We start from the raw sequence: 23,948 nt of genomic DNA on the forward strand, positions 1-23,948 counted from the left end.
GCCCGGCGCTCGGCCGCTCCGGGCCCCGCCCCGGCTCCGGCGCGGCCCCGGCGCGGTGAGATTGGTCACCGGGCGGGCCCGCCGGAGGCCGTGTTCACCGCGCGGTCGCCCGGGCGTGGCCGAGTGGACGTCCGGGGGCCGCTGCGGGTTGTCCACCGGCTGCCAGGGTGCTGTCCACAGGCTGTGGACAGGGCGGGGAGGACCGGGTGGAGACGCCGACGACACTGGTGGGCGGGGCGGTCCTGGCGGTCTTCGGGAGCGCGCTGCTGCTCTGGTGCGCCGTGGAACTGCGCCTTCGCCACCGTCTGCGCCGCTCCGGTGTCCCGGCGACCGCCCGGGTGCTGGCCGACCCGGACGCCGGGGGCGGGATGGACAGCAGCCCGCTGCTCTCGTACCCGGTGGAGCCCGTGGAGCCCGTGGTGTCGGCGGCCTCCGGGACCTCAGGGGCCTCCGGGGCGTGGAACGTCCACGGCTCCGTCCACGAGCTGCGGCCGACCGTCCTGCCCGGCGAGCCGGACCGGCCGGTGCTGGCCCGTCCGCGCGGGCACACCCCGCTGCGCCGTCCGGCGCGGCTGGCCCCGGGCACGGCCGTCCAGGTGGCCTACGACCCGCGCCGCCCGGACCGGGTGGTGCTGGCGGCGCACGAGGACCTGCCCTCGCTGCCCGCGGACCTGTTCTGGGCGCTGCTCGGCACCTCCGCGCTGGCCGGCGGGCTGACCCTGCTCGCCCTCGCCCTGCGCTGACGCCGCCGCGGCGCGGGCCCGCCGGGTCCGTCGGTCCCGTCGCGGACGGTCACCGCGGCCGGGCATCGTACCGCCGTTCGCCCTGCTCCGCCGGGCCGTCCGGAGTGCCCCGGGACGGGTTCCGACCGCTCCCCGGGACCGGTCCCGTCCGGCCCCGGCCGGACCGCGCCGGTCGGAGTTGCCCGGGAAAGACATGCCCGAACACCGGCCATCGGGTTACCGTTCGAGTGGCGTCGGTCGGCCTTGCCGGTGAAAAAGCAGGAACCGTCCGTTTGACAAGAGTGGCCGGGGTACGGTCACACTCCGCTGGTGGGGCCGTCGCACCGTGAAGGCCCAGGAGCTTTGGTAAACGACCGGGAGAGAAGAGCGAAGGTGTCCCCGAGCAGCGAGACCGCGCACGGCAAGCGACTCGTCATCGTTGAGTCGCCGGCCAAGGCCAAGACGATCAAGGGCTACCTCGGTCCCGGCTACATCGTCGAGGCCAGTGTCGGTCACATCCGCGACCTGCCCGGCACGGCAGCCGAGGTCCCGGACGAGTACACCGGAGAGGTGCGCCGCCTCGGGGTCGACGTGGACCACGACTTCGCGCCGATCTACGTGGTCAACCCGGACAAGAAGTCCCAGGTCTCCAAGCTGAAGTCGCTCCTCAAGGAGTCCGACGAGCTCTTCCTCGCCACCGATGAGGACCGCGAGGGCGAGGCCATCGCGTGGCACCTGCAGGAAGTGCTGAAGCCCAAGGTGCCGGTGCACCGGATGGTCTTCCACGAGATCACCAAGGACGCCATCCAGGAGGCCGTGCGCAACCCGCGGCACCTGAACAAGCGCCTGGTCGACGCCCAGGAGACCCGCCGCATCCTGGACCGCCTCTACGGCTACGAGGTCTCCCCCGTGCTGTGGAAGAAGGTCATGCCGAAGCTCTCGGCGGGCCGCGTCCAGTCGGTGGCCACCCGCCTCGTCGTCGAGCGCGAGCGGGAGCGGATCGCCTTCACCTCCGCCTCGTACTGGGACCTGGTCGGCACCTTCGGCACCGGCCGCACCTCCGCCGACGCGGCGAACCCGGAGTCCTTCGGGGCCCGGCTGGTCGCGGTGGACGGCAAGCGGGTCGCCACCGGCCGCGACTTCGGCTCCGACGGGCAGCTGAAGAACGCCGCCACCACGCTGCACCTGGACGAGCAGGCCGCCCGCACGCTGGCCGCCGCGCTGCAGCAGACCGCGTTCAGCGTCCGCGCCGTCGAGTCCAAGCCGTACCGCCGCTCCCCGTACGCGCCGTTCCGCACCACCACGCTGCAGCAGGAGGCCAGCCGCAAGCTCGGCTTCGGCGCCAAGCGCACCATGCAGGTGGCGCAGAAGCTGTACGAGAACGGCTTCATCACCTACATGCGCACCGACTCGACCACGCTGTCGGACACCGCGGTCAAGGCCGCCCGCACCCAGGTCACCCAGCTGTACGGGGCCGACTACCTGCCGGACGCGCCGCGCACCTACGCCTCCAAGGTGAAGAACGCCCAGGAGGCGCACGAGGCGATCCGCCCGTCCGGCGACCGGTTCCGGACGCCCGCCGAGACCGGGCTGGGCGGCGACGACTTCCGGCTGTACGAGCTGATCTGGATGCGCACCGTCGCCTCCCAGATGAAGGACGCGGTCGGCCAGTCCGTCACCGTCCGGGTCGGCGGCCGCTCCGCCGACGGGCGGGACGCCGAGTTCTCCGCCTCCGGCAAGATCATCACCTTCCACGGCTTCCTGAAGGCGTACGTCGAGGGCGCCGACGACCCGAACGCCGAGCTGGACGACCGCGAGCGCCGGCTGCCGCAGGTCACCGAGGGCGACCCGCTGGCCGCCGAGAAGCTCACCCCCGAGGGCCACGCCACCAAGCCGCCGGCCCGCTACACCGAGGCCTCGCTGGTCAAGGAGCTGGAAGACCGCGAGATCGGCCGCCCGTCCACGTACGCGTCGATCATCGACACGATCATCAACCGCAAGTACGTGTTCAAGAAGGGCACCGCCCTGGTGCCCTCCTTCCTCTCCTTCGCCGTGGTCAACCTGCTGGAGAAGCACTTCGGCCGGCTCGTCGACTACGACTTCACCGCGAAGATGGAGGACGACCTCGACCGGATCGCGGCCGGCCAGGCCGAGTCCGTGCCGTGGCTGAAGCTCTTCTACTTCGGCGAGGGCGAGGGCGCGGGCAGTGCCGCCGAGGCCGGGAACGGCGACGGCGACCACCTGGGCGGCCTGAAGGAGCTCGTCACCGACCTCGGCGCGATCGACGCCCGGGAGATCAGCTCCTTCCCGGTCGGCGACGGCATCGTGCTCCGGGTCGGCCGCTACGGCCCGTACGTGGAGCGGCCCTCCGCCGTCGAGGGCGAGCCCGGCCAGCGCGCCGACGTGCCCGAGGAGATGCCGCCGGACGAGCTGACCGTCGAACTCGCCGAGGAGCTGTTCAACCGGCCCAGCGGCGAGCGCGAGCTCGGCACCGACCCGGTCAGTGGCAACCCGCTGGTCGCCAAGGCCGGCCGGTTCGGCCCGTACGTCACCGAGGTGCTGCCCGAGGGCACGCCGAAGACCGGCAAGAACGCCGTCAAGCCGCGCACCGCCTCGCTGTTCAAGTCGATGGACCTGGACACCGTGACGCTGGAGGACGCGCTGAAGCTGCTCTCGCTGCCGCGCGTCGTCGGCACCGACGCCGAGGGCAACGAGATCACCGCGCAGAACGGCCGCTACGGCCCGTACCTCAAGCGCGGCACCGACTCCCGTTCGCTCACCGGTGAGGAGCAGCTGTTCGACATCACGCTGGACGAGGCGCTGGCGATCTACGCCCAGCCGAAGGCCCGCGGCCGGGCCGCGGCCGCGCCGCCGCTGAAGGAGCTGGGCAACGACCCGGTCAGCGAGAAGCCGGTGGTGGTCAAGGACGGCCGGTTCGGCCCGTACGTCACCGACGGGGAGACCAACGCGACGCTCCGCAAGGACGACGAGGTCGAGACGATCACCCCCGAGCGGGCGTTCGAGCTGCTGGCCGAGAAGCGCGCCCGCGGGCCGGTGAAGAAGACGGCCAAGAAGGCGCCCGCGAAGAAGGCCACCGCCGCCAAGAAGGCCACCGCCACGAAGGCCGCCGCCACGAAGACGGTGGCGAAGAAGACGGTGGCGAAGAAGACCGCGGTCAAGAAGACCGCCGCGGCGAAGAGCACGGCGGCGAAGAAGGTGGCGGTGCGGAAGGGTGCCGCCGACGCCCCGTCCGAGGAGAGCTGACGGATACTCCGTAACGGGCCTGTTCGAATCCGGGCAGGCCCGTTAAGGCCGGGGCCCGGCACTCGCTACGCTGACCGTATGACGAGCGAGCAGCCGCCCACCCCCGCAGGCAACGCCGCCCCCGGCCTCCCCGAGGTCGCTCCCGCCGGGACGCCCGGGGAACGGGCCCGCGCGCTGCTGCGGCTGCGTCCCTACCGGAAGCTGTGGACCACCCAGCTGCTCGGCGGCACCGCCGACCGGCTGTCCGTGCTGGTGCTCGTCCCGCTCACCGTGGTGGCGGCCGGGCTCGGCGGCCGGTTCGGGCACGGCTACCGGGGCCTGGCGTTCGCCGTCGCCGCGCTGTTCGCGGCCCGGCTGCTCGCCACCGGGCTGATCGGCGCCGTCCTGCTCCGCCCCGTGCACGCCCTGGTCGGCGGCCGGATCGACCGGCGCTGGGCACTGCTCGGCGCGGACCTGGTCCGGGCCGTGCTGATCGGCCTGGCCCCCTGGTGGACGGTCTGGGCCCCGGGCTCGGCGGTCTGGGTGCTGCTCGCCTCGGTCTTCCTGGGCGGCGTCGCCGACCGGGTCTGGACCATCGGCAAGGCCGCCGCCGTCCCCGCACTGCTGGCCGTCCCCGAACAGCCCGGGCCGCCGGCCGCCGCCTCGCTGGACGCGGTCCGCACCCTCGACCTGCGCACCGGCTGGGCCGCCGTCCCGCTGGCCGCGGGCGGCCTGATCGCGCTGACCCTGGTCAACAACGTCTTCGCCGCGGTCGGCCTGCACGGGCTCCGCACCCACCAGCTGGTCTGCGCCGCGCTCGGCACCGCCGTGCTGTTCCTGGTCAACGCCGGGCTGCTGTACTTCCAGGAACTCCCCGCCGGGGCGGCCTCCGCGCCGCGCTCCCCGCTGCAGGGCCTGCGGGCGCCGACGGACTCCACGCCCGGCCCGTCGCTGAAGAAGGGCCGCACCGGCTCCGCCCCCTACTTCACCTTCTCGATCGCCGCCGCGTACGCCTCGATGGCGGGCGTCGCCTCGCTCGGCCTGCTCACCGCGGGCGAGCACCTGGCCGGCCCGATCGGCTACGGCCTGCTGGTGCTCGCCGCGGCCGGCGCCCCCGCGCTCGGCATCCGGCTCAGCCGCGCCACCCTGCCCGGCCTGTCCCGCCGCCGCCTGCTGGCGCTCGGCCTGGTCACCGCCGGGGCCTCGCTGATCCTGGCCGGCCTGGTGCTGGACTTCGTGCTGGTGCTGCTCTTCACCGTGCTGGCCGGCCTGGCCGCCGGCGTGGTCATCGCCACCGGCCGCGGCCTGCTCGCCCAGGAGATCGAGGAGATCCGGGTCGGCAAGGTCGTCGAGCACCTGTACGCCGTGCTGCGGCTGGTCGTCGCCGCCGCGCTGGTCGGCATGCCGCTGATCGCCGCCGGCTACGGGCAGGTCGTGGTCGGCACGCCCGGCACCGGGAGCTTCACCTTCATCCACGGCGGCGCGGCCCTCGCCGTGGCCACGGCCGGACTGCTCACCCTGGTGCTGGCCGCGATCGTGCTGCTGAAGACCGACGACCAGCGCGGCGTCGTCCCGTTCGGCCGGGAACTCGCCCAGGCCGTCCGGGGCCAGGCCGAGGCCGCCCCGCACCGGGTCGCCGGCCAGGGCTACTTCATCGCGCTGGAGGGCGGCGACGGCGCCGGGAAGTCCACCCAGGCGCAGGCCCTCGCCGAGTGGATCCGGGCCAAGGGCCACGAGGTCGTCCTGACCCGCGAGCCCGGCGGCTCCCCGATCGGCCAGCGGCTGCGCGCCCTGGTGCTGGACGTCGGCAACACCGGGCTCTCGCACCGCGCCGAGGCGCTGATCTACGCCGCCGACCGGGCCGAGCATGTCGAGAACGTGATCCGGCCCGCGCTGGAGCGCGGCGCCGTCGTGATCACCGACCGCTACATGGACTCGTCCATCGCCTACCAGGGCGCCGGGCGCGACCTCGCCGCGACCGAGGTCGCCCGGATCTCCCGCTGGGCCACCGGCGGCCTGGTGCCCGACCTGACGGTCGTGCTGGACGTCGACCCGACCGCCGCGCGGGACCGCTTCACCGAGGCGCTGGACCGGCTGGAGTCCGAGCCCACCGAGTTCCACCAGCGGGTCCGCTCCGGCTTCCTGGCGCTCGCCGCCGCCGACCCGGCCCGCTACCTGGTCGTCGACGGCTCGCAGGCGGCCGCTGCCGTCACCACCTCGATCCGGCACCGCCTGGACCGCGAACTGCCGCTCTCCGACCAGGAGAAGGTCGCCAAGGCCGAGCAGGAGCGGAAGGCCCGCGAGGAGGCCGCCCGGCGCGCCGCCGAGGCCGAGGCTGCCCGCAAGGCCGCCGAGGAGGCCGAGCGCAAGCGCCTCGCGCTGCTGGAGGAGCTCCGCGCCGAGCAGGCCGAGAAGGAGCGGCTGGCCGAGGCCGAGGCCGCCGAGGTCCGGGCCGAGGAGGCCCGCAAGGCCGCCGAGGCCGCCCGGATCGCCGCCGAGGCGGAGGCCGCGCGCCGGGCCGAGGAGGCCGCGAAGCAGCGCGCCGCGGAGGAGGCCCGCCGGGCGGCGGAGGCCGAGGCCGCCCGCAAGGCCGCCGCCGAGGAGGCCGCCCGGGCCGAGTTCGCGCGCCAGCGCGAGCTGCAGCGGGAGGAGCAGCGTCGGCGCGCCGAGGAGGCGTTGCAGCGGGCCGAGGAGGCCCGGAAGGCGGCGGAGGCCCCGGCGGCGGCCGTGGCGGAGACCGCGGTGCTGCCGAAGGCGGTCGAGGAGACGGCGGTGCTCCCCAAGGTCGAGGAGACGGCGGTGCTCCCGAAGGTCGAGGAGACGGCGGTGCTCCCGAAGGTCGAGGAGACGGCGGTGCTCCCGAAGGTCGAGGAGACCGCGGTGCTGCCGAAGGCCGTGGTCGCGCCGGAGAAGCCGGTCGGCGGGAAGGGCGGCGCGACGGAGGCGGAGAGCACCCGGGAGCTGCCGAAGCCGTCGCTCGACGGAACGGCGGAGCTGCCGAAGGCGCAGGGCGCCGCCGGGCGGGTGCCGGAGGGCCTGTTCCGGGACGAGGACGACTCGGCCCGCACCCGTGAGCTGCGGCCCCGGCCGGACTGGGCGGAGGAGACCCCGCTGGACGACCTGCCCAGCCTGACGGACAGTCTGCTCGGCTCCCGCGAGGAGTGGGCCCGCTGGGAGGCGGAGGAGCCGGAGGCCGAGCAGCCGCAGGAGGAGGAGCAGCCCAAGCGGGGCTGGCGTCGGCGCAAGGACTGAGCGCCCGCCCGCGCGGTCCCGCCGCCGTCCTGCCGCCGCCCGCGCCGTCCCGCTGTCGCGGTTCGCGGGGCCTGTCCCCGGGCGGCGTTAGGCTCGTCGGGGTGACGGCGAGGAGGAGCGCGGCGTGAGTGTGTGGGACGACCTGGTCGGCCAGGACCGGGTGGTCGAGCAGTTGCAGGCGGCGGCGCGGGCGGCCCGGGCGACGGCGGCGGCCGGGCGGGGCGAGGCCGTGGCGGGTGCGAACGCCTCGCTGATGACGCACGCCTGGCTGTTCACCGGCCCTCCCGGGGCCGGGCAGGTGACGGCGGCCCGGGCCTTCGCGGCGGCGCTCCAGTGCACCAGCCCGGACCTGGAGCTGGGCGGGACGCCGGGCTGCGGGTTCTGCGACGGCTGCCACACCGTCCTGTCGGGCAGTCACGCGGACGTGAAGCAGGTCCGGACGGACGGCCTGTCGATCGGCGTCGGCGACATGCGCGACCTGGTGCTGCGGGCGGCGAGCTACCCGACCGGCGGGCGCTGGTCGGTGATCCTGGTGGACGCCGCGCACCGGCTGACCGAGTCGGCGGCGAACGCGCTGCTGAAGGGCGTCGAGGAGCCCTCGCCGCGGACGGTGTGGCTGCTGTGCGCGCCGTCGGTGCAGGACGTGCTGCCGACGATCCGCTCGCGCTGCCGCCTGCTGGTGCTGCGCACGCCCCCCGCGGACGCGGTGGCGGACATGCTGATCCGGCGGGACGGCGTGGAGCCGGCGGAGGCGCGGATCGCCGCGCTGGCCGGGCAGGGCGACATCGACCGCTCGCGGCGCCTCGCGGTGGACGAGCAGGCCAGGTCGCGGCGGGCCGAGGTGCTGCGGATTCCGCTGGAGGTCGGCGACATCGGCGGCTGCCTGGCGGCGGCGCAGCGCCTGGTCGACACCGCGAAGGCGGACGCGGAGGCGCTGGCGGAGACCCAGGACGCCAAGGAGACCGACGACCTGAAGGCCGCGTACGGCGCGGCGGAGGGCAGTCGGGCGCCGCGCGGCATGGCCGGTGCGGTGAAGGAGCTGGAGAAGCGGCAGAAGAGCCGGGCCACCCGGACCAGGCGGGAGACGCTGGGCGTCGCGCTGGGCGACCTGCTGGGCTTCTACCGGGACGTGCTGGCCCTGCAGCTGGGCGCGGGCGGCACGCTGTCGAACGAGGACCAGCGGCCCGCCCTGCAGCGGCTGGCCGGGGAGGGCGCCCCCGAGAACACGCTGCGCCGGATCGAGGCGGTGCTGGCCTGTCGGCGGGCGCTGGACCGGAACGTGGACCCGCTGCTGGCGGTCGAGGCGATGACGGTGGCGCTGCGGGCGGGCTGACGGGGCGTCGGGCCGTTCCCCGCGATGGTGCTGACGGGCTGTCAGGGCGCCCGGAGCTGTGGGTTCGTGGGGCGGCCGGGGGCGGACGGACCGTCGGCCGGTCGCTCGTTCGAGTGAACGTGGGGAGTCGCCCGTACCTGCTGGGGTTCGGTGGGCGCGCGGTTGTGCACCCTGTGCACTGACCGCGCGTCCGCGTCCGGCGGCCGGTCCTTCCCCGAGGTGGTGCGTCCCCATGCCCCGTTCGCTCCTCGTCCTGTTGTTGCTGGTGGCCGCGGTGGCGGGCAGTTGGCTGGCCCGGTCGGCGATGCTCCGCTGGCGGGATCTGCGGGCGGCGCAGACCTACGAGTTGGCGGCCGAGACCCGGCCGGTGCTGGTGCGGGCCGGGGCGGCGGCGCTCTGCCTGACCTGTGTGAGCGCGCTCGGCGTGGCGGTGCTGCTGGGGGAGCGGCCGGGGCGGGGCCCGGCGCCGCGGGCGGTGGCGGCGGCCGGGGCGGAGCGGCAGGCGGTGGCGGGCAGCGCGGACCGGGCGGTTTCCGCGCCCTCGTCCGCGCCCCCGCCGGTGGCGGTGCCGTTCGGCAGCGTGGGCCGGGCGGCGGGCGGGGAGCTGCTGCAGGGGGCGGTGCCCGGGCCGGACGGGCGGGCGCGGGCGGTCCGGGTCTGGCTGCCCGCCGAGTACGGGCAGGACCCGGCGGCCCGGTTCCCGGTGATCGTGCTGCACTCCGGCACGGCCGGGCGGACCGCGGACGCCGATCTGCCGGACGTCTTCGACGGTGTGGCCTCGGCCGTGCAGCAGGGGAAGTCCCGCCCGTTCGTGGTGGTCGCGCCCGAGGCGCCCAGTGGCACCGGCCACCCCTGCGACCTGGTCGCGGCCGCCCCGCAGGCCGTCGCCGACGACGCGGTGCTGCGCACCGCCGTCGCCGCGGCCTTCCGCACCCTGCCGGCCGGCCCCGGCGGCTGGAGCGTCCTCGGGGTGGACGGTGGCGCCCCCTGCGCGGCGGCGGCCGGCCTGGCCCGGCCCGACCTGTACGGCGCGGCCGCCGCGGTCTCCGGCCGGTACGACGCGAAGGCGCTGACCGGGGCGGCGGCCGAGGCCCCGGGGGCGGTGACGGCCCGGCTGCTGCTGGCCTCGGCGAAGCGGGACGGCGAGGCGTCGGCCTCGGCGCGGGCGGTGCAGTCGGCGCTGCGGGACGCCCGGTCGCGGGCCGAGGTGCGGACCTCCGACGTGGTGCAGGACTACACGGCGGACCGGGAGCGGCTGCGGCTGGTGCGGGTCGCGGTGCAGTACCTGGCGGAGAAGCTCGCCAAGCCGTGAGTGGCGGTCCGGTCGTTCGGGGGCCGGTCGTTCGGGGTGCGGTCGTTCGGGGTGCGGCCGTTCGGCGGGTCGGGTTGGTGCGATCGGCGGTGTGATGATCGGCCGGGCGGGGGTGGGTGCGGGGCGGTCGGGGCGGGCGTGCACGGAGGGTGCGGCGGTGGCGGCTAGGCTCGGGCCTCCCGGTGTCGGCCGGGGGCGTCGGGTCGGCAGGGCCGGCCCGCCCGCACCGAGGGGAGAGGACCCAACTGATGAGAGTCGCCCGGACCGGGCTGGTGCCCGCCGCCGCGCTGGTGGCCGCGGCCTCGCTGCTGCTCGCGGGCTGCACCTCGGGCCATCCGGCGCCGGACGCCGCCCCCGGCAAGTCCGCCGACAGCCTGCCCGGCGCCTCGTCCTCGCCGGCGGCCGGCGCGACCCCGCTGGAGCCGCTGCCCGTCGAGCCGTCGGCCGCTCTCGCCCCTTACTACGCGCAGCAGTTGAGCTGGAAGGCGTGCGAGCCGGACTTCGAGTGCAGCACCTTCAAGGTGCCGCTGGACTACGCGCACCCGGGCGACGGCCACGACGTGGTGCTGGCCGCGATCCGCCGCCCGGCGGCCGACAAGGCGCACCGGCTGGGCTCGCTGCTGCTCAATCCGGGCGGCCCGGGCGGCTCCGCCGTCGAGTACGTGCAGAGCATCGCGGCCCGCTACGACTCCGGCGTCCGCTCCGGCTACGACCTGGTGGGCTTCGACCCGCGCGGGGTGGGGAAGTCCGCGCCGATCACTTGCCTGGCCGGGGACCGGATGGACACCTACACCGCCACCGACCTCACCCCCGACGACCGGGCCGAGACCGACGCCCTGGTGGCCGTCGACAAGGAGTTCGCGGCCGGCTGCGCGAGCAGGGCGGGCGACCTGCTGGGCCACGTCTCGACCGTCGAGGCGGCCCGGGACATGGACGTGCTGCGGGCGCTGGTCGGGGACAAGAAGCTCAACTACGTCGGCAAGTCCTACGGCACCTTCCTGGGCGCCACCTACGCCGGGCTGTTCCCGAGCAAGGTCGGCAAGGTGGTGCTGGACGGCGCGATGGACCCGTCGCTGGACGCCGCGGCCGGCAACCTGGCCCAGGCCGGGGGCTTCGAGACCGCCTGGAAGGCGTTCGCGAAGGACTGCGTCAAGCGCACCGACTGCCCCGTCGGCCGCACCGAGCAGGAGGCCGGGGACCGGCTGACCGCGCTGTTCAAGAAGCTCGACGCGCAGCCGCTGCCGACCGAGGAGACCCGGCCGCTGACCGAGGCGCTGGCGCTCACCGGCGTCGCCCAGGCGATGTACGCGGAGGCACTCTGGCCGTACCTGCGCTCGGCGCTCACCACCGCCCAGGCCGGTGACGGGTCCGGGCTGCTGAAGCTCGCCGACCAGTACTACGGGCGCTCCAAGGACGGCAGCTACGAGAACCTGATGTTCGCCAACATGGCGGTCAACTGCCTCGACCTGCCCGCCCCGTTCGCCGACCCGGCCGGGGTCGCCGCAGCGGTGCCCGCGTTCGAGCAGGCCGCGCCGCACTTCGGCCGGGACATGGCCTGGATGGCGCTCGGCTGCGCGTACTGGCCGGTCAGGGCGACCGGCGCCCCGCACACCGTCCGGGCGGCCGGGGCCGACCCGATCCTGGTGGTCGGCACCACCCGCGACCCGGCCACCCCCTACGCCTGGGCGAAGTCGCTGGCCGGGCAGCTGGAGTCCGGGCGGCTGCTCACCTACGAGGGCGACGGCCACACCGCGTACCAGCGGCGCAACACCTGCATCGACGACGCGGTCAACCGCTACCTGCTCGGCGGGGAGGCCCCGGCCAACGGGAAGGTCTGCACCGACTGACGGGCCGGCCGGTGCGGCGGTCTGTCCGTCCGCCGGTCCGCCGGGACTGTGTCCGAACAGTCATGTCAGGAGTGTCCACGTACGAAGGGGCTGGCAGCTACCATGGCGCAGCCCCTTCGGCGTACCCGCTCCCGCCCGCCTCCTGGAGACCGCAGTGCTCGGAGTCCACGACCTGACCACCTACGTCCTCGGCGCACTGGTCATCGTCCTGCTGCCCGGACCCAACTCCCTCTACGTGCTCTCGGTCGCCGCCCGCAAGGGCGTCCGCACCGGCTACCGCGCCGCCTGCGGCGTCTTCCTCGGCGACCTCGTCCTGATCAGCCTGACCTCGCTCGGGGCCGCCTCGCTGCTCCGGGCCAACCCCGCGGTCTTCGCGGTGGTCAAGTTCGGCGGTGCGGCGTACCTGCTCTGGATCGGCCTCGGCATGCTGCGGGCCGCCCGGCAGATGTGGCGCGAGCGGGCGGAGACCGCGGCGGCGGACGCGGCGGACGGCGCGGCCGGCGAGGACACCGAGCGGCCCTTCCGGCGGGCCCTGGTGATCAGCCTGCTCAACCCCAAGGCGATCCTCTTCCTGCTCTCCTTCTTCACCCAGTTCGTCGACACCTCCTACAGCGCCCCCGTCCTGTCCTTCGCGCTCCTCGGCGGCGTCCTGCAGACCTTCTCCTTCCTCTACCTCTCCCTGCTGATCTTCACCGGCACCACGCTCGCCACCGCCTTCCGCCGCCGCAAGCGCCTCTCGGCCGGTCTCACCTCCTCCGTCGCCGTCCTCTTCGCGGGCTTCGCCGCCAAGCTCGCGGTCTCCTCCGCCTGACCCCGCCCGCCCCGCTCCTCGTGCGGATCACCTCCGGAAACTGTGTAGACTGGCCCGCGTTGCCGATGCGAACCTTGACCCCACGGGGCCGGTCGCAGCGGCCGCGGCGCCGCCTTAGCTCAGTTGGCCAGAGCAACGCACTCGTAATGCGTAGGTCATGGGTTCGAATCCCATAGGCGGCTCGGACGGTGAAAGCCCGGACCACGATCTTCGTGGTCCGGGCTTTCGCGTTCTCCGGGGGCGGTGCCGGTGGAGTCGGGGCGGTGCCGGGGTGGGGCCGGGCGGGGGGCTGTCGGGCTCGACGGGGGTGCGAGGGTTTTACGTGCAAGGTTGTTTGATTATGTGGCGGGGGCGGGCTCCGCTTTGCGGGCGGGTCATATGACAACTCCCAGTACGGCATGGTTGGTTGAGGGGTCAACAAGGGTCCGGCGGGCTTGTTCTGCATACGGGGGGTCCGATAAAACAGGCATGGTTGTATGATTTGGCGCGGGGGCGCGCAGGTCGGCACGGCCTACGGCGGCTTTGCCGTGCGTGTGGACAGGTGGTCCGGGAGAGAAGGCAGGTGCCCTGATGCAGACGCGGTCCAGCCAGACACGGCAGACCCTGGTCGAGGCCACGGCGGAGCTGATCGCCGACGGCGCGCTCGCCGATGCCGGCCTGGTCAACATCTGTGCCCGGGCGGGGGTGACCCGCGGCGCGCTGTACCACCATTTCTCCTCCACCGCGGAGCTGGTCGCGGAGGTCTACGCGCAGGCCAGGGCGCGGGTGCTGGTGCTGATGGAGGAGGCGTTCGCGGGGGAGCCCGAGGGGGCTCCCGAGCGGTTCCTGGTCGCGCTGTTCGGCGCCGTGGCCGGGGAGGAGATCGTCCGGGCCGGGCTGCGGCTGGCGGTGGACGGGTCGGAACGACCGCCGCAGTTGCGCGACGAGCTGCTGGCCGAGGTGCGGACCCGGCTGGTGAAGGCGCACGACGGACGGTCGGCGGGCGAGGACCTGGCGGACCTGATGGTGGTGGTGGCGGCCGGCCTGGAGTCACTGGGCCGGGCCGACGCCGCCTGGTGGGAGGCCGCCGCCTCGGAGCGGATGTGGCGGCTGCTGCGCCCGCTGTGCGACACCCCGGGAGGGGTCCAGGTCCGGGTGCCGCCGGGGGCCGCCGTCACGGTGCTCGGTGCGGGCGCGGGTGCCGAGGCCGAGCCGGCCGGCGCGAGCTGAGCCCCCGGACGCACGGGCGCCCCGCGGCCGATGGCCGCGGGGCGCCCGCACGGGGGGTGGGAGAGTGGTCAGGAGGCGACGGCCACCGGGATCGGCGGCGTCGTCCGGAGGCGGCCGATCAGGCCGGGGATGACCAGGCCGGGGAGCAGGAAGTCCCAGAAGGCGCCGACCCGTTCGGGCAGGTCCTGGCGGTCCGAGTAGGCCCGGGACATGATCTGCAGGCCGGTGAAGGAGCCGACGACGGTGGCCGTCGCGGCATGGATGTCGGTGCCGGGGAGCAGTTCGTTCTGCGCCTCGGCCTCCTGCAGCAGACCCAGGATCGTCTCGACCGACTGCTCGTAGGCAGTCAGCGGCGGGTACCCGAACGAGGTCTGCTCGATCGTCAGGCGCACGCTCGCCCGCAGGACCGGGTCGGTCCGCAGCCGGTCCGCGAAGCGGAGCGTCAGGTCGATCATCGCCTGGATGCGTACCGGATGGTCGGGCGGCGCGAGGGCCTCCGCGTGGGCGTCGACCAGGGCCAGCGCGATGGCTTCCTTGGACGGGAAGTGGTGGTACAGCGAGCCGCGGGTCAGCCCGGTGTGGGCCAGGATCTCGTTGGTGCTGGCGGCCTCGTAGCCGCGTTCGTCGAAGACGCGGGCGGCCGCTTCCAGGATCGACTGCCGTGACCGCTTACCGCGTTCCTGCTGCGCCATGTCGCCGCCGTCCCATCTCGCTCGCCCGAGCTCGCTCGAGAAATTTCAACAGATCGGTCTGTATCCTATCGTCCCTCGCTCGAACGGTGACAGTGTTGTGCTCGGGACGCAAGGGGAGCGGGGGTACTACCTGGGGTTCGCGCCGGGGAAGTGCGACACCCCTCGGTTCCGGACCTCGGTCCGGGACGGGGACCGGACCCAGGACGCTGCCTAGGACGCCGTCGGGGCCTCGCCCAGGCCGAGCCGGAAGCCGATCCCGCGCACCGTGATGATCCACTCGGTGCCCAGCTTGGCGCGCAGCGTGCCGACGTGGGTGTCGACCGTGCGGCCGCGCGGGGACCAGGCGTCGTCCCAGACCTGGGCCATGATCTGGCGGCGGGAGATCACCGTGCCGGGCTGCGAGGCCAGCAGGTGCAGCAGGTCGAACTCCTTCCGGGTGAGGTCGACCGGGACGCCGCCGAGGGTGGCGACCCGGGCTCCGACGTCGATCCACAGCGCCCCGTGGGTGATCACCGGGCTGGCCGGCGGCTGGGCGTGCACCCGGCGCATCACCGCGTCCATCCGGGCCAGCAGTTCGCGGAAGCCGTACGGCTTGACCAGGTAGTCGTCCGACCCGGCCTGGAGGCCGAGCACCCGGTCCAGCTCGGAGCTGCGCGCGGTCACGGTGATGATCGGGGTGTTGCTGACCGCGCGGATGCCGCGGCAGACCTCCAGGCCGTCCAGGTCGGGCAGGTCCAGGTCGAGCAGGATGAGCTCCGCGTCGGGGTGTCCGCGCAGGGCCTCGGCGCCGGTGCCGACGCCGTACGCGGCGTAGCCCTGTCTGGTCAGCCCCTGGAGCAGGGCGTCCGCCGCACGGCTGTCGTTCTCCACCACCAGGACCCGGAGCGCCTGGCTGCCTCTGGCGGCCGGCGGGGCGGGTGGGGTGGCGGGGTAGGGCCGGGGCCGGCGCCCGGTCGGTGGTTCGAGTATGTCCACGGCCGGCCGGTTCATCTGGTCCTCCTCGGGCACGCCCTCGTCTTCACGGTCAGTTGTGCACTCGCCACTGCGAAGATATCAAACAGACCTGTCTGATTGTCAACGGAAGTACGGGTGAGGTTGATGTAGCCGATCCGACCCCTCCGGGTAACGGGCCGTCAACCTTGGCCGGGCAAACCGGGACATCCGTGCATCATTCGCTGTCACGTTCGCCTGTAAGGCAGTTGGGGCCGCGCGGGGTCCGGTGCAACTGAATCGTACAGGCCGTCATGTTTGCTCGCGGTTCCTCGGCAAAGTGGCAGCTCCCGGCCGGTTCGGCGACGCGGTCGGCGACCGTCCGGATGAGGATCTCCGATGAGGGCTTGATAAACCGGACCAACTTGTCTGTATCTTGGCGTCACAGACGTTGGTCGAGGGGGCGGCCCGCGAAGTGTCCGCTGCCCCTGCCTGCCCATGACAGGAGTGCCACGCACATGCCCAGTCTCACCGGTAAGGTCCAAGAACTTCCGCGCACCGCACTGACCTGCACTGTTCCCCGGGAGTACGTGCACCGCGCCGCCGTGGCGGAGGTGCTGCTCACCAACTGGGACACCGTCGAAGAAGAACGCGCCGACGGCGTACCGGAGTTCGTGGTCCGGGCGCAGTGGCCGCGGGGCCACGCGCTGTTCGCCCAGGAGCGCGGCTACCAGGACCCGATGCTGCTGGTGGAGTCCGTCCGGCAGGCCGGCGCGCTGCTCGCGCACGCCGAGTTCGACGTGCCGTTCGGCCACCAGTTCCTGATGTGGGACATGTCCTTCGAGGCCGGGCCGGACCTGTTCCTGGCCGAGGGCGTCCCCACCGAGGTCGAACTCCGCACCAGCTGCAGCGACATCGTGCGGCGCGGCCGCGCGCTCAGCGAGATGCGCTACCACATCACCGCCGTCCGGGACGGCCGCCCGATGGCCACCGCCACGGCCGGCTTCCGATGTCTGAGCCCGGTGGTCTACCGGCGGCTGCGCGAGGGCCGCCCGCTCGGGGCGCCCGTCCCGCTGCCGCTCGGCGCGCTCCCGCACACCGAGGTCGGCCGTCCCGGCGTCGGCCACGTGGTGCTGGCCCGCCCGCTGCCCGGCGACCGCGACCGCTGGCAGCTCCGGGTCGACACCGGGCACCCGATCTTCTTCGACCACCCCGTCGACCACGTCCCCGGCATGGTGCTGCTGGAGGCCGCCCGGCAGGCCGCGTACGCCGCCACCGGGCTGACCGACGCCGTGCTGACCGCCGCCACCACCGACTTCACCAAGTACGTCGAGCTCGACGCGCCGTGCTGGATCGAGGCCGAGGTCGGGCCGGACGGCGACTGCGGCGGACGGACCGTCCGGGTGCGCGGGGTGCAGGAGGGCGGCACCGTCTTCCGCTCGGACCTCCGCCTGCTCCCGCGGCCCCGGTGAACGCCGTGACCCCCACCGTGCTGGTCACCGGCGGCTCCGGCTTCGTCGGCCGCCGGGTGGTCCGCGAACTGCGCCGCCAGGCCGTCGGGTTGCGGGTGCTGCGGCACCGCAGCCCCGTCCCGGCCGCCGACGACGGACTGCAGACCGTCGCCGCCGACCTGGCCGACCCGCGCACCCTGCGCGGGGTCTGCGCGGGCGTCGACGTGCTGGTGCACTGCGCCGCGCAGATCGGCGGGGACGAGGCGGCCAACCACGCCGTCAACGCCCGCGGCACCGCCGCGCTGGTCGCCGAGGCCCGGCGGGCCGGGGTCGGCCGGATCGTCCAGCTCAGCACCGCCTCGGTGTACGGCCGGGGCGTGTTCCGGGACGCCAGGCCGGAGGAGTTGGAGCGGCGGCCCGGCTCGCCCACCTCGCGCAGCCGGGCGCTGGCCGAGGACGCGGTGCTCGCCGAGGGCGGCGTGGTGCTGCGCCCGCACCTGGTCTACGGGGACGGCGACCGCTGGGTCGGCCCCGGCCTGGCCCGGCTGCTGCGGGCGTTGCCCGGGGCGGTCGACGGCTGGCCGGCCCGGAGCACCCTGATCGACGTCCGCGACCTGGCCCGGCTGCTGGTCGGGGCGGCGCTCGCGCCGACCGTCGGCCGCGGGGCGGTGCACCACGCCGGGCACCCCGAGCCGGTGCCGGTGCGCGCCCTGCTGGCGGCGGTCGCCGAGGCGGCCGGCCTGCCCCGGCCGGAGCGGGAGGTGGACGAGCGGGCGGCCCGGGCGGCGCTGGCCGCGGACGGCCTGGACCCGGACCGGCTGGACCTGCTGACGAAGGACCACGTCTTCGAGTGCGGCCGGCTCTGGGCCGGGCTCGGCCTGGAGCCCGGCGCCCCGTTCGCGGCCGGGTTCCGGCGGGCCGCGCCGTGGTACCGGGAACTGCTCGCCCCGGTCCGGCTTTGAATTTCCCGGGGAATTCCCGGTCGCGCGCTTGACGGTGGCTTGGCGGAGTCCTTTCCGCCACCGGCCTGCGCGCGACCGTCCCTGGTGATTCCGGCGCATTCCTGCAACGGTCGCCATTGCCCGGGCCGGGGTGATCGAACAGGCTTGTGGCTCCGAGAGGAGTCAATGTGTCCACCACAGTGCGCAAGGTATTGATCGCCAATCGCGGGGAAATCGCTGTTCGTGTTGCCCGGGCGTGTCGGGATGCGGGGATCGGCAGTGTTGCGGTGTACGCGGAGCCGGACCGGGACGCGTTGCATGTGCGGGCGGCCGACGAGGCGTACGCGCTGGGCGGTGACACCCCCGCGACCAGTTACCTCGACATCGCGAAGGTGTTGAAGGCCGCGGCGGACTCGGGGGCGGACGCGGTCCACCCGGGCTACGGCTTCCTGTCGGAGAACGCCGACTTCGCGCAGGCCGTCCTGGACGCCGGGCTGACCTGGATCGGGCCGCCGCCGCAGGCGATCCGGGACCTGGGCGACAAGGTCACCGCCCGGCACGTGGCCCAGCGCGCCGGCGCGCCGCTGGTCGCGGGCACCCCGGAGCCGGTCTCCGGCGCGCAGGAGGTGGTGGCGTTCGCCGCCGAGCACGGCCTGCCGGTGGCGATCAAGGCCGCCTACGGCGGCGGCGGCCGCGGCCTGAAGGTCGCCCGCACCCTGGAGGAGATCCCGGAGCTGTACGAGTCCGCGGTCCGCGAGGCGGTGGCGGCGTTCGGGCGCGGGGAGTGCTTCGTCGAGCAGTACCTCGACAAGCCCCGGCACGTGGAGACCCAGTGCCTGGCCGACTCCCACGGCAACGTGGTCGTCGTCTCCACCCGCGACTGCTCGCTGCAGCGCCGCCACCAGAAGCTCGTCGAGGAGGCCCCCGCGCCGTTCCTCACCCCCGAGCAGAACGCCGAGCTGTACCGGGCCTCGAAGGCGATCCTGCGCGAGGCCGGCTACGTCGGCGCCGGGACCTGCGAGTTCCTGGTCTCCCAGGACGGCCTGATCTCCTTCCTCGAGGTCAACACCCGCCTCCAGGTCGAACACCCCGTCTCCGAGGAGGTCACCGGCCTCGACCTCGTCCGCGAGATGTTCCGCATCGCGGAGGGGGAGGAGTTGGGGTACGACGACCCCGAGGTCCGCGGGCACTCCTTCGAGTTCCGGATCAACGGCGAGGACCCGGGCCGCAACTTCCTGCCCGCCCCCGGCACCGTCACCCACTTCGCCCCGCCCTCGGGCCCCGGTGTCCGCCTGGACGCGGGCGTCGAGTCCGGCTCGGTCATCGGCCCCGCCTGGGACTCCCTGCTCGCCAAGCTGATCGTCACCGGCACCGACCGCAGGCAGGCCCTCCAGCGCGCCCACCGCGCCCTGGAGGAGTTCAAGGTCGACGGCATGGCCACCGCCCTCCCCTTCCACCGCGCCGTCGTCACCGACCCCGCCTTCGCCCCCGAACTGCTGGGCGAGGCGAAGGAGTTCGGGGTGCACACCCGGTGGATCGAGACCGAGTTCGAGAACGGGATCACCGCTTTCACCGCGACCGGCGGCGAGGAGGGGCAGCTCGCGCCGCGCGAGCACGTGGTGGTCGAGGTCGGCGGGAAGCGGATCGAGGTCTCGCTGCCCTCCTCGCTCGGGGTGGGCGCGCCCGTTCCGGCGGCGGCGGAGAAGACCAAGCGGCGGGCGGGCGGTGCGGCCCGGAAGGGCGCGGCGTCCGGCGACACGCTGGCCTCGCCGATGCAGGGCACCATCGTCAAGGTCGCCGTCGAGGAGGGCCAGCAGGTCGCCGAGGGCGAGCTGATCGTCGTCCTGGAGGCGATGAAGATGGAGCAGCCGCTCAACGCCCACAAGGCCGGCACCGTCACCGGCCTCCAGGCCGAAGTGGGTGCCTCGGTCTCCAGCGGCGCCGCGCTCTGCGAGATCAAGTAAGCGTTCGCGTGAATTCTCCGGGAACGTTCCCGGTGATTTTTTCGAAGCCCTGACAATGCCCTGACGATTGAGTCGTTGAAAGCGCGCAGAAGGGCTCGGAGAATGAGTGTCAAATGGTCGCACCGTATCCAGGTGCGCTGATTTCGAGAAGGGGAATACGGTGCACAGTACGCTGATTGTCGCCCGCATGGACCCGGAGGCGAGCCTGGACGTCGCGGCGCTCTTCGGGGAGTTCGACCGCACGGACATGCCGCACCGGATGGGCACCCGCCGGCGGCAGCTGTTCCACTACCGGGGGCTGTACTTCCACCTCCAGGACTTCGACACCGACAACGGCGGCGAGCGGATCGAGGGCGCCAAGACGGACCCGCGGTTCACCGGCATCAGCCAGGACCTGAAGCCGTTCATCGACGCCTACGACCCGAAGACCTGGAAGTCCCCGTCGGACGCGATGGCGCAGCGCTTCTACCAGTGGGAGGCGTCCGCATGAGCGGCCGTCGCGTGGTGATCACCGGCATCGAGGTGATCGCGCCCGGCGGCGTCGGGCGCAAGGCGTTCTGGGACCTGCTGAGCGAGGGCCGCACCGCGACCCGCGGCATCACCTTCTTCGACCCGGCGCCGTTCCGGTCCAAGGTCGCGGCGGAGATCGACTTCGAGCCGGCCGACCACGGCCTGACGCCGCAGGAGATCCGCCGGATGGACCGGGCCGCGCAGTTCGCGGTGGTCGCGGCGCGCGGCGCGGTGGCGGACAGCGGCATCACCGCGGACTGGGCGGACCCGTACCGGGTCGGGGTGACCATCGGCAGCGCGGTCGGCGCGACCATGGGCCTGGACCAGGAGTACAACGTCGTCAGCGACGGCGGCCGGCTGCACCTGGTGGACCACACCTACGCCGTCCCGCACCTCTACAACTACCTGGTGCCGAGCTCCTTCGCCGCCGAGGTCTCCTGGGACCTGGGCGCGCAGGGCCCGAGCACGGTGGTCTCCACCGGCTGCACCTCCGGCATCGACTCGGTCGGCCACGCGGTGGAGCTGATCCGCGAGGGCACCGCCGACGTGATGATCGCGGGCTCCTCGGACGCCCCGATCTCGCCGATCACCATGGCCTGCTTCGACGCGATCAAGGCCACCACTCCGCGGCACGACGACCCGGCGCACGCCTCCCGGCCGTTCGACGCCTCCCGCAACGGCTTCGTGCTGGGCGAGGGCGCGGCGGTGTTCGTACTGGAGGAGCTGGAGAGCGCGAAGGCCCGCGGCGCGCACATCTACGCGGAGATCGCCGGCTACGCGACCCGCTCGAACGCGTACCACATGACGGGTCTGCGGGCGGACGGCGCGGAGATGGCCGAGGCGATCGACGCGGCGCTGGGCGAGGCCCGGATGAACCCGACCGCGATCGACTACATCAACGCGCACGGCTCCGGCACCAAGCAGAACGACCGGCACGAGACCGCGGCGTTCAAGCGCAGCCTGGGCGACCACGCGTACGCCACCCCCGTCAGCTCCATCAAGTCGATGGTGGGGCACTCGCTGGGGGCGATCGGCTCGATCGAGATCGCCGCCTCCGCGCTGGCCATGGAGCACCACGTGGTGCCGCCGACGGCCAACCTGCACACCCCCGACCCGGACTGCGACCTGGACTACGTCCCGCTGACGGCCCGCGAGCAGCGGACCGACGCGGTGCTGACGGTGGGCAGCGGGTTCGGCGGCTTCCAGAGCGCCATGGTGCTGGCGCGGCCCGAGAGGAGCTTGGCATGAGTACCCCGGTGGTGGTGACCGGCATCGGCATCGCGGCCCCGAACGGCCTCGGCACGGCCGACTACTGGGCGGCGACCCGGGCCGGGAAGAGCGGCATCGGCCGGGTCACCCGGTTCGACCCGGCCTCGTACCCGTCGACGCTGGCGGGGGAGGTGCCCGGCTTCGTCGCCGAGGACCACCTGCCGAGCCGGCTGATCCCGCAGACCGACCGGATGACCCGGCTGGCGCTGGTCGCCGCCGACTGGGCGCTGAAGGACGCCGGGCTGGACCCGAAGGACCTGCCCGCGTACGACATGGGCGTGGTCACCGCGTCCTCCTCGGGCGGCTTCGAGTTCGGCCAGAACGAGCTGGAGAAGCTCTGGGGCCAGGGCAGCCAGTTCGTGTCCGCGTACCAGTCCTTCGCCTGGTTCTACGCGGTGAACAGCGGTCAGATCTCGATCCGCAACGGCATGAAGGGCCCGAGCGGCGTCATCGTCAGCGACGAGGCGGGCGGGATCGACGCGGTGGCGCACGGCCGCCGGCTGATCCGCAAGGGCACCCCGGTGATCGTCACCGGCTCGGTGGACGCCTCGATCTGCCCGTGGGGCTGGGTCGCGCAGCAGGCCGCGGGCCGGATGACCACCAGCGACGAACCGGCCCGCGCCTACCTGCCCTTCGACACCGAGGCGTCCGGCTACGTGCCGGGCGAGGGCGGCGCGATCCTGATCATGGAGTCGGCGGCGTCGGCGCAGGCCCGCGGCGCCCGGGTGTACGGGGAGATCGCCGGCTACGGCGCGACCTTCGACCCGAAGCCGGGCAGCGGCCGGGAGCCCGCGCTGCGCAAGGCGATCGAGCTGGCGCTGGCCGACGCCGGCACCCGCCCCGAGGACGTGGACGTGGTGTTCGCGGACGCGGCGGGCGTGCCGGAGCTGGACCGGGTCGAGGCCGAGGCGCTGTGCGCGGTGTTCGGCGTCTGCGGCGTCCCGGTGACCGCCCCGAAGACCATGACCGGCCGGCTGTACTCCGGCGCCGCGCCGCTGGACATCGCGACCGCGCTGCTGGCCATCGAGGAGGGCCTGATCCCGCCGACCGTCAACGTCAACGCGGACGAGTCGCTGGGCCTGGACCTGGTCGGCCCGCAGCCCCGGACCGCCCGGGTGCGCACCGCGCTGGTGCTGGCCCGCGGCTACGGCGGCTTCAACTCCGCGGTCGTGGTCCGCGCCACCGACTGATCCACCGCACCGAAACCCATTCACATCGTCAGAAAGGGCGTCAGATGTCCACTTCCACCCGTGAGTTCACCCTTGAGGACCTGCGTCGCATCCTGCTGGAGGCGGCCGGCGCCGACGAGGGCGTCGACCTGGACGGCGAGATCCTCGACGTGCAGTTCGAGGTGCTCGGCTACGAGTCGCTGGCCCTGCTGGAGACCGGCAGCCGGATCGAGCGCGAGTTCGGCGTGGCGCTCGACGACGACCTGCTGAGCGAGGTCGACACCCCGCGGGCCCTGATCGACGCGGTCAACCGGCACTTCACCGCCGCCTGAGTCATTTCCGAACGGCCGCCGCCACACTTCCCGAGCACAGCCCTCCGGGCGGCGGTCGGCACTCCCGACACTCCCTTCCGCCGTCGTCCGGGTCCGGCGGGCCCCACACCGCCGGACCCGGCGCGGCTCTCCCGAGAGGAACAGCATGTCCAGCTCCCCTTCCGCCCACGGCCGGGTCGCCCTGGTCACCGGCGCCACCAGCGGCATCGGCCTGGCGTCCGCCCGGGCGCTGGCCGCCGCCGGGCACCGGGTGTTCATCGGCGCCCGTGACGCCGACAACGTCGCCGCCACCGTCAAGCAGCTGCAGCAGGACGGGTTCGAGGCCGACGGCGCGGTGCTCGACGTCCGCGACCAGGCGTCCGCGACGGCCTTCGTGCAGGCCGCGGTGGACCGCTTCGGCGGCGTCGACGTGCTGGTCAACAACGCGGGCCGGTCCGGTGGCGGCGTCACCGCCGACATCGCCGACGAGCTGTGGGCCGACGTCCTGGAGACCAACCTGACCAGCGTCTTCCGGCTGACCCGCGAGGTGCTGACCACCGGCGGGCTGCGGCACAAGCCGTGGGGCCGGATCATCAACATCGCCTCCACCGCCGGCAAGCAGGGCGTGGTGCTGGGCGCCCCGTACTCCGCGTCGAAGCACGGCGTGGTCGGTTTCACCAAGGCGCTCGGCAACGAGCTCGCGCCGACCGGGATCACCGTGAACGCGGTCTGCCCCGGCTACGTCGAGACGCCGATGGCGCACCGGGTGCGGGCGGGCTACGCGGCCGCCTACGACACCACCGAGGACGCGATCCTGCAGAAGTTCCAGTCGAAGATCCCGCTGGGCCGCTACTCCACTCCGGAGGAGGTCGCCGGCATGGTCGCCTACCTCGCCTCCGACCCGGCCTCGTCGATCACCGCGCAGGCCATCAACGTCTGCGGCGGCCTCGGCAACTTCTGATCCGCTTCTGCACCCGGCAGC

General features: G+C 73.9%; 18 protein-coding genes and 1 tRNA gene. 17 read left to right on the plus strand and 2 right to left on the minus strand.

Annotation, left to right across the window (positions count from 1 at the left end; all coding sequences use genetic code 11):
* Window positions 1–206: 206 nt before the first annotated feature.
* The 9 genes from ACIQBJ_RS11820 to ACIQBJ_RS11860 all read left to right on the plus strand — a co-directional run bounded on the left by ACIQBJ_RS11820 (window position 207) and on the right by ACIQBJ_RS11860 (window position 13,729).
* Window positions 207–743, plus strand: a complete 537-nt coding sequence (locus ACIQBJ_RS11820; RefSeq protein WP_400707540.1) for a DUF3592 domain-containing protein — start codon at window positions 207–209, stop codon at window positions 741–743.
* A 372-nt stretch (window positions 744–1,115) separates the two neighbouring features.
* Complete coding sequence (topA, locus tag ACIQBJ_RS11825; protein WP_400707543.1) at window positions 1,116–3,986, plus strand: type I DNA topoisomerase; 2,871 nt, start codon at window positions 1,116–1,118, stop codon at window positions 3,984–3,986.
* A 78-nt stretch (window positions 3,987–4,064) separates the two neighbouring features.
* A complete protein-coding gene (gene tmk, locus ACIQBJ_RS11830) occupies window positions 4,065–7,217 on the plus strand; it encodes a dTMP kinase (RefSeq protein WP_400707546.1) in 3,153 nt (1,050 codons plus the stop codon).
* Between the two features lie 124 nt (window positions 7,218–7,341).
* Window positions 7,342–8,550 carry a DNA polymerase III subunit delta' gene (locus ACIQBJ_RS11835; RefSeq protein ID WP_400707549.1) on the plus strand — a complete coding sequence of 403 codons (1,209 nt, stop codon included), beginning with the start codon at window positions 7,342–7,344 and terminating at the stop codon, window positions 8,548–8,550.
* A gap of 232 nt (window positions 8,551–8,782) precedes the next feature.
* Window positions 8,783–9,862, plus strand: a complete 1,080-nt coding sequence (locus ACIQBJ_RS11840) for a hypothetical protein (protein WP_400707552.1) — start codon at window positions 8,783–8,785, stop codon at window positions 9,860–9,862.
* Window positions 9,863–10,110: 248 nt separating this feature from the next.
* The gene (locus ACIQBJ_RS11845) at window positions 10,111–11,709 is read left to right on the plus strand and encodes an alpha/beta hydrolase (RefSeq protein ID WP_400707555.1); all 1,599 of its coding nucleotides are present in this window, start codon (window positions 10,111–10,113) and stop codon (window positions 11,707–11,709) included.
* A 154-nt stretch (window positions 11,710–11,863) separates the two neighbouring features.
* Entirely contained in the window at window positions 11,864–12,520 is a 657-nt protein-coding gene (gene leuE, locus ACIQBJ_RS11850) for a leucine efflux protein LeuE (protein WP_400707558.1), read from the plus strand.
* 108 nt (window positions 12,521–12,628) lie between these two features.
* A tRNA-Thr gene (locus ACIQBJ_RS11855) sits at window positions 12,629–12,702 on the plus strand.
* 388 nt (window positions 12,703–13,090) lie between these two features.
* The gene (locus ACIQBJ_RS11860) at window positions 13,091–13,729 is read left to right on the plus strand and encodes a TetR family transcriptional regulator (protein WP_400707561.1); all 639 of its coding nucleotides are present in this window, start codon (window positions 13,091–13,093) and stop codon (window positions 13,727–13,729) included.
* A gap of 68 nt (window positions 13,730–13,797) precedes the next feature.
* Here the strand turns inward: ACIQBJ_RS11860 and ACIQBJ_RS11865 are convergent, their stop codons facing one another.
* Together ACIQBJ_RS11865 and ACIQBJ_RS11870 are read right to left on the minus strand one after the other, a co-directional pair.
* Window positions 13,798–14,421 (minus strand): ScbR family autoregulator-binding transcription factor, encoded by a 624-nt coding sequence (locus tag ACIQBJ_RS11865; RefSeq protein ID WP_400707564.1) that lies wholly within the window; start codon window positions 14,419–14,421, stop codon window positions 13,798–13,800.
* 210 nt (window positions 14,422–14,631) lie between these two features.
* Window positions 14,632–15,411, minus strand: a complete 780-nt coding sequence (locus ACIQBJ_RS11870; protein ID WP_400707567.1) for a response regulator transcription factor — start codon at window positions 15,409–15,411, stop codon at window positions 14,632–14,634.
* 458 nt (window positions 15,412–15,869) lie between these two features.
* On the opposite strand from ACIQBJ_RS11870, the gene ACIQBJ_RS11875 reads away from it, so the two are divergent.
* From ACIQBJ_RS11875 to fabG, 8 genes are all read left to right on the plus strand, one after another.
* Complete coding sequence (locus tag ACIQBJ_RS11875; RefSeq protein ID WP_400707570.1) at window positions 15,870–16,823, plus strand: ScbA/BarX family gamma-butyrolactone biosynthesis protein; 954 nt, start codon at window positions 15,870–15,872, stop codon at window positions 16,821–16,823.
* Between the two features lie 5 nt (window positions 16,824–16,828).
* The gene (locus ACIQBJ_RS11880) at window positions 16,829–17,764 is read left to right on the plus strand and encodes an NAD-dependent epimerase/dehydratase family protein (protein WP_400707573.1); all 936 of its coding nucleotides are present in this window, start codon (window positions 16,829–16,831) and stop codon (window positions 17,762–17,764) included.
* A 179-nt stretch (window positions 17,765–17,943) separates the two neighbouring features.
* Entirely contained in the window at window positions 17,944–19,707 is a 1,764-nt protein-coding gene (locus tag ACIQBJ_RS11885) for an acetyl/propionyl/methylcrotonyl-CoA carboxylase subunit alpha (protein WP_400708139.1), read from the plus strand.
* 160 nt (window positions 19,708–19,867) lie between these two features.
* Complete coding sequence (locus ACIQBJ_RS11890) at window positions 19,868–20,197, plus strand: TcmI family type II polyketide cyclase (protein WP_400707576.1); 330 nt, start codon at window positions 19,868–19,870, stop codon at window positions 20,195–20,197.
* Window positions 20,194–21,465, plus strand: coding sequence for a beta-ketoacyl-[acyl-carrier-protein] synthase family protein (locus ACIQBJ_RS11895; RefSeq protein ID WP_400707579.1), 1,272 nt, complete (start codon window positions 20,194–20,196; stop codon window positions 21,463–21,465). The genes ACIQBJ_RS11890 and ACIQBJ_RS11895 overlap by 4 nt, the downstream gene beginning before the upstream one ends.
* A complete protein-coding gene (locus tag ACIQBJ_RS11900) occupies window positions 21,462–22,676 on the plus strand; it encodes a ketosynthase chain-length factor (RefSeq protein ID WP_400707582.1) in 1,215 nt (404 codons plus the stop codon). The genes ACIQBJ_RS11895 and ACIQBJ_RS11900 overlap by 4 nt, the downstream gene beginning before the upstream one ends.
* A gap of 44 nt (window positions 22,677–22,720) precedes the next feature.
* On the plus strand, window positions 22,721–22,987 hold the full coding sequence (locus tag ACIQBJ_RS11905; RefSeq protein WP_400707585.1) for an acyl carrier protein: 267 nt from the start codon (window positions 22,721–22,723) through the stop codon (window positions 22,985–22,987).
* A gap of 145 nt (window positions 22,988–23,132) precedes the next feature.
* Window positions 23,133–23,927 (plus strand): 3-oxoacyl-ACP reductase FabG, encoded by a 795-nt coding sequence (gene fabG / locus ACIQBJ_RS11910; RefSeq protein WP_400707588.1) that lies wholly within the window; start codon window positions 23,133–23,135, stop codon window positions 23,925–23,927.
* The last annotated feature ends 21 nt before the right edge of the window (window positions 23,928–23,948 follow it).

Origin of the sequence: Kitasatospora sp. NPDC088391 (assembly GCF_044753345.1) — a bacterium.
Taxonomy (GTDB): Bacteria; Actinomycetota; Actinomycetes; order Streptomycetales; family Streptomycetaceae; genus Kitasatospora.

Bases quoted from the DNA above. Each gene is read 5' to 3' on its own strand.
- ACIQBJ_RS11875 (WP_400707570.1), top strand. From the start codon at position 15,870: ATGCCCAGTCTCACCGGTAAGGTCCAAGAACTTCCGCGCACCGCACTG.
- ACIQBJ_RS11905 (WP_400707585.1), top strand. From the start codon at position 22,721: ATGTCCACTTCCACCCGTGAGTTCACCCTTGAGGACCTGCGTCGCATC.
- fabG (WP_400707588.1), top strand. From the start codon at position 23,133: ATGTCCAGCTCCCCTTCCGCCCACGGCCGGGTCGCCCTGGTCACCGGC.
- ACIQBJ_RS11860 (WP_400707561.1), top strand. From the start codon at position 13,091: ATGCAGACGCGGTCCAGCCAGACACGGCAGACCCTGGTCGAGGCCACG.
- ACIQBJ_RS11865 (WP_400707564.1), bottom strand. From the start codon at position 14,421: ATGGCGCAGCAGGAACGCGGTAAGCGGTCACGGCAGTCGATCCTGGAA.
- ACIQBJ_RS11900 (WP_400707582.1), top strand. From the start codon at position 21,462: ATGAGTACCCCGGTGGTGGTGACCGGCATCGGCATCGCGGCCCCGAAC.
- ACIQBJ_RS11840 (WP_400707552.1), top strand. From the start codon at position 8,783: ATGCCCCGTTCGCTCCTCGTCCTGTTGTTGCTGGTGGCCGCGGTGGCG.
- ACIQBJ_RS11895 (WP_400707579.1), top strand. From the start codon at position 20,194: ATGAGCGGCCGTCGCGTGGTGATCACCGGCATCGAGGTGATCGCGCCC.
- ACIQBJ_RS11845 (WP_400707555.1), top strand. From the start codon at position 10,111: ATGAGAGTCGCCCGGACCGGGCTGGTGCCCGCCGCCGCGCTGGTGGCC.
- tmk (WP_400707546.1), top strand. From the start codon at position 4,065: ATGACGAGCGAGCAGCCGCCCACCCCCGCAGGCAACGCCGCCCCCGGC.
- ACIQBJ_RS11870 (WP_400707567.1), bottom strand. From the start codon at position 15,411: ATGAACCGGCCGGCCGTGGACATACTCGAACCACCGACCGGGCGCCGG.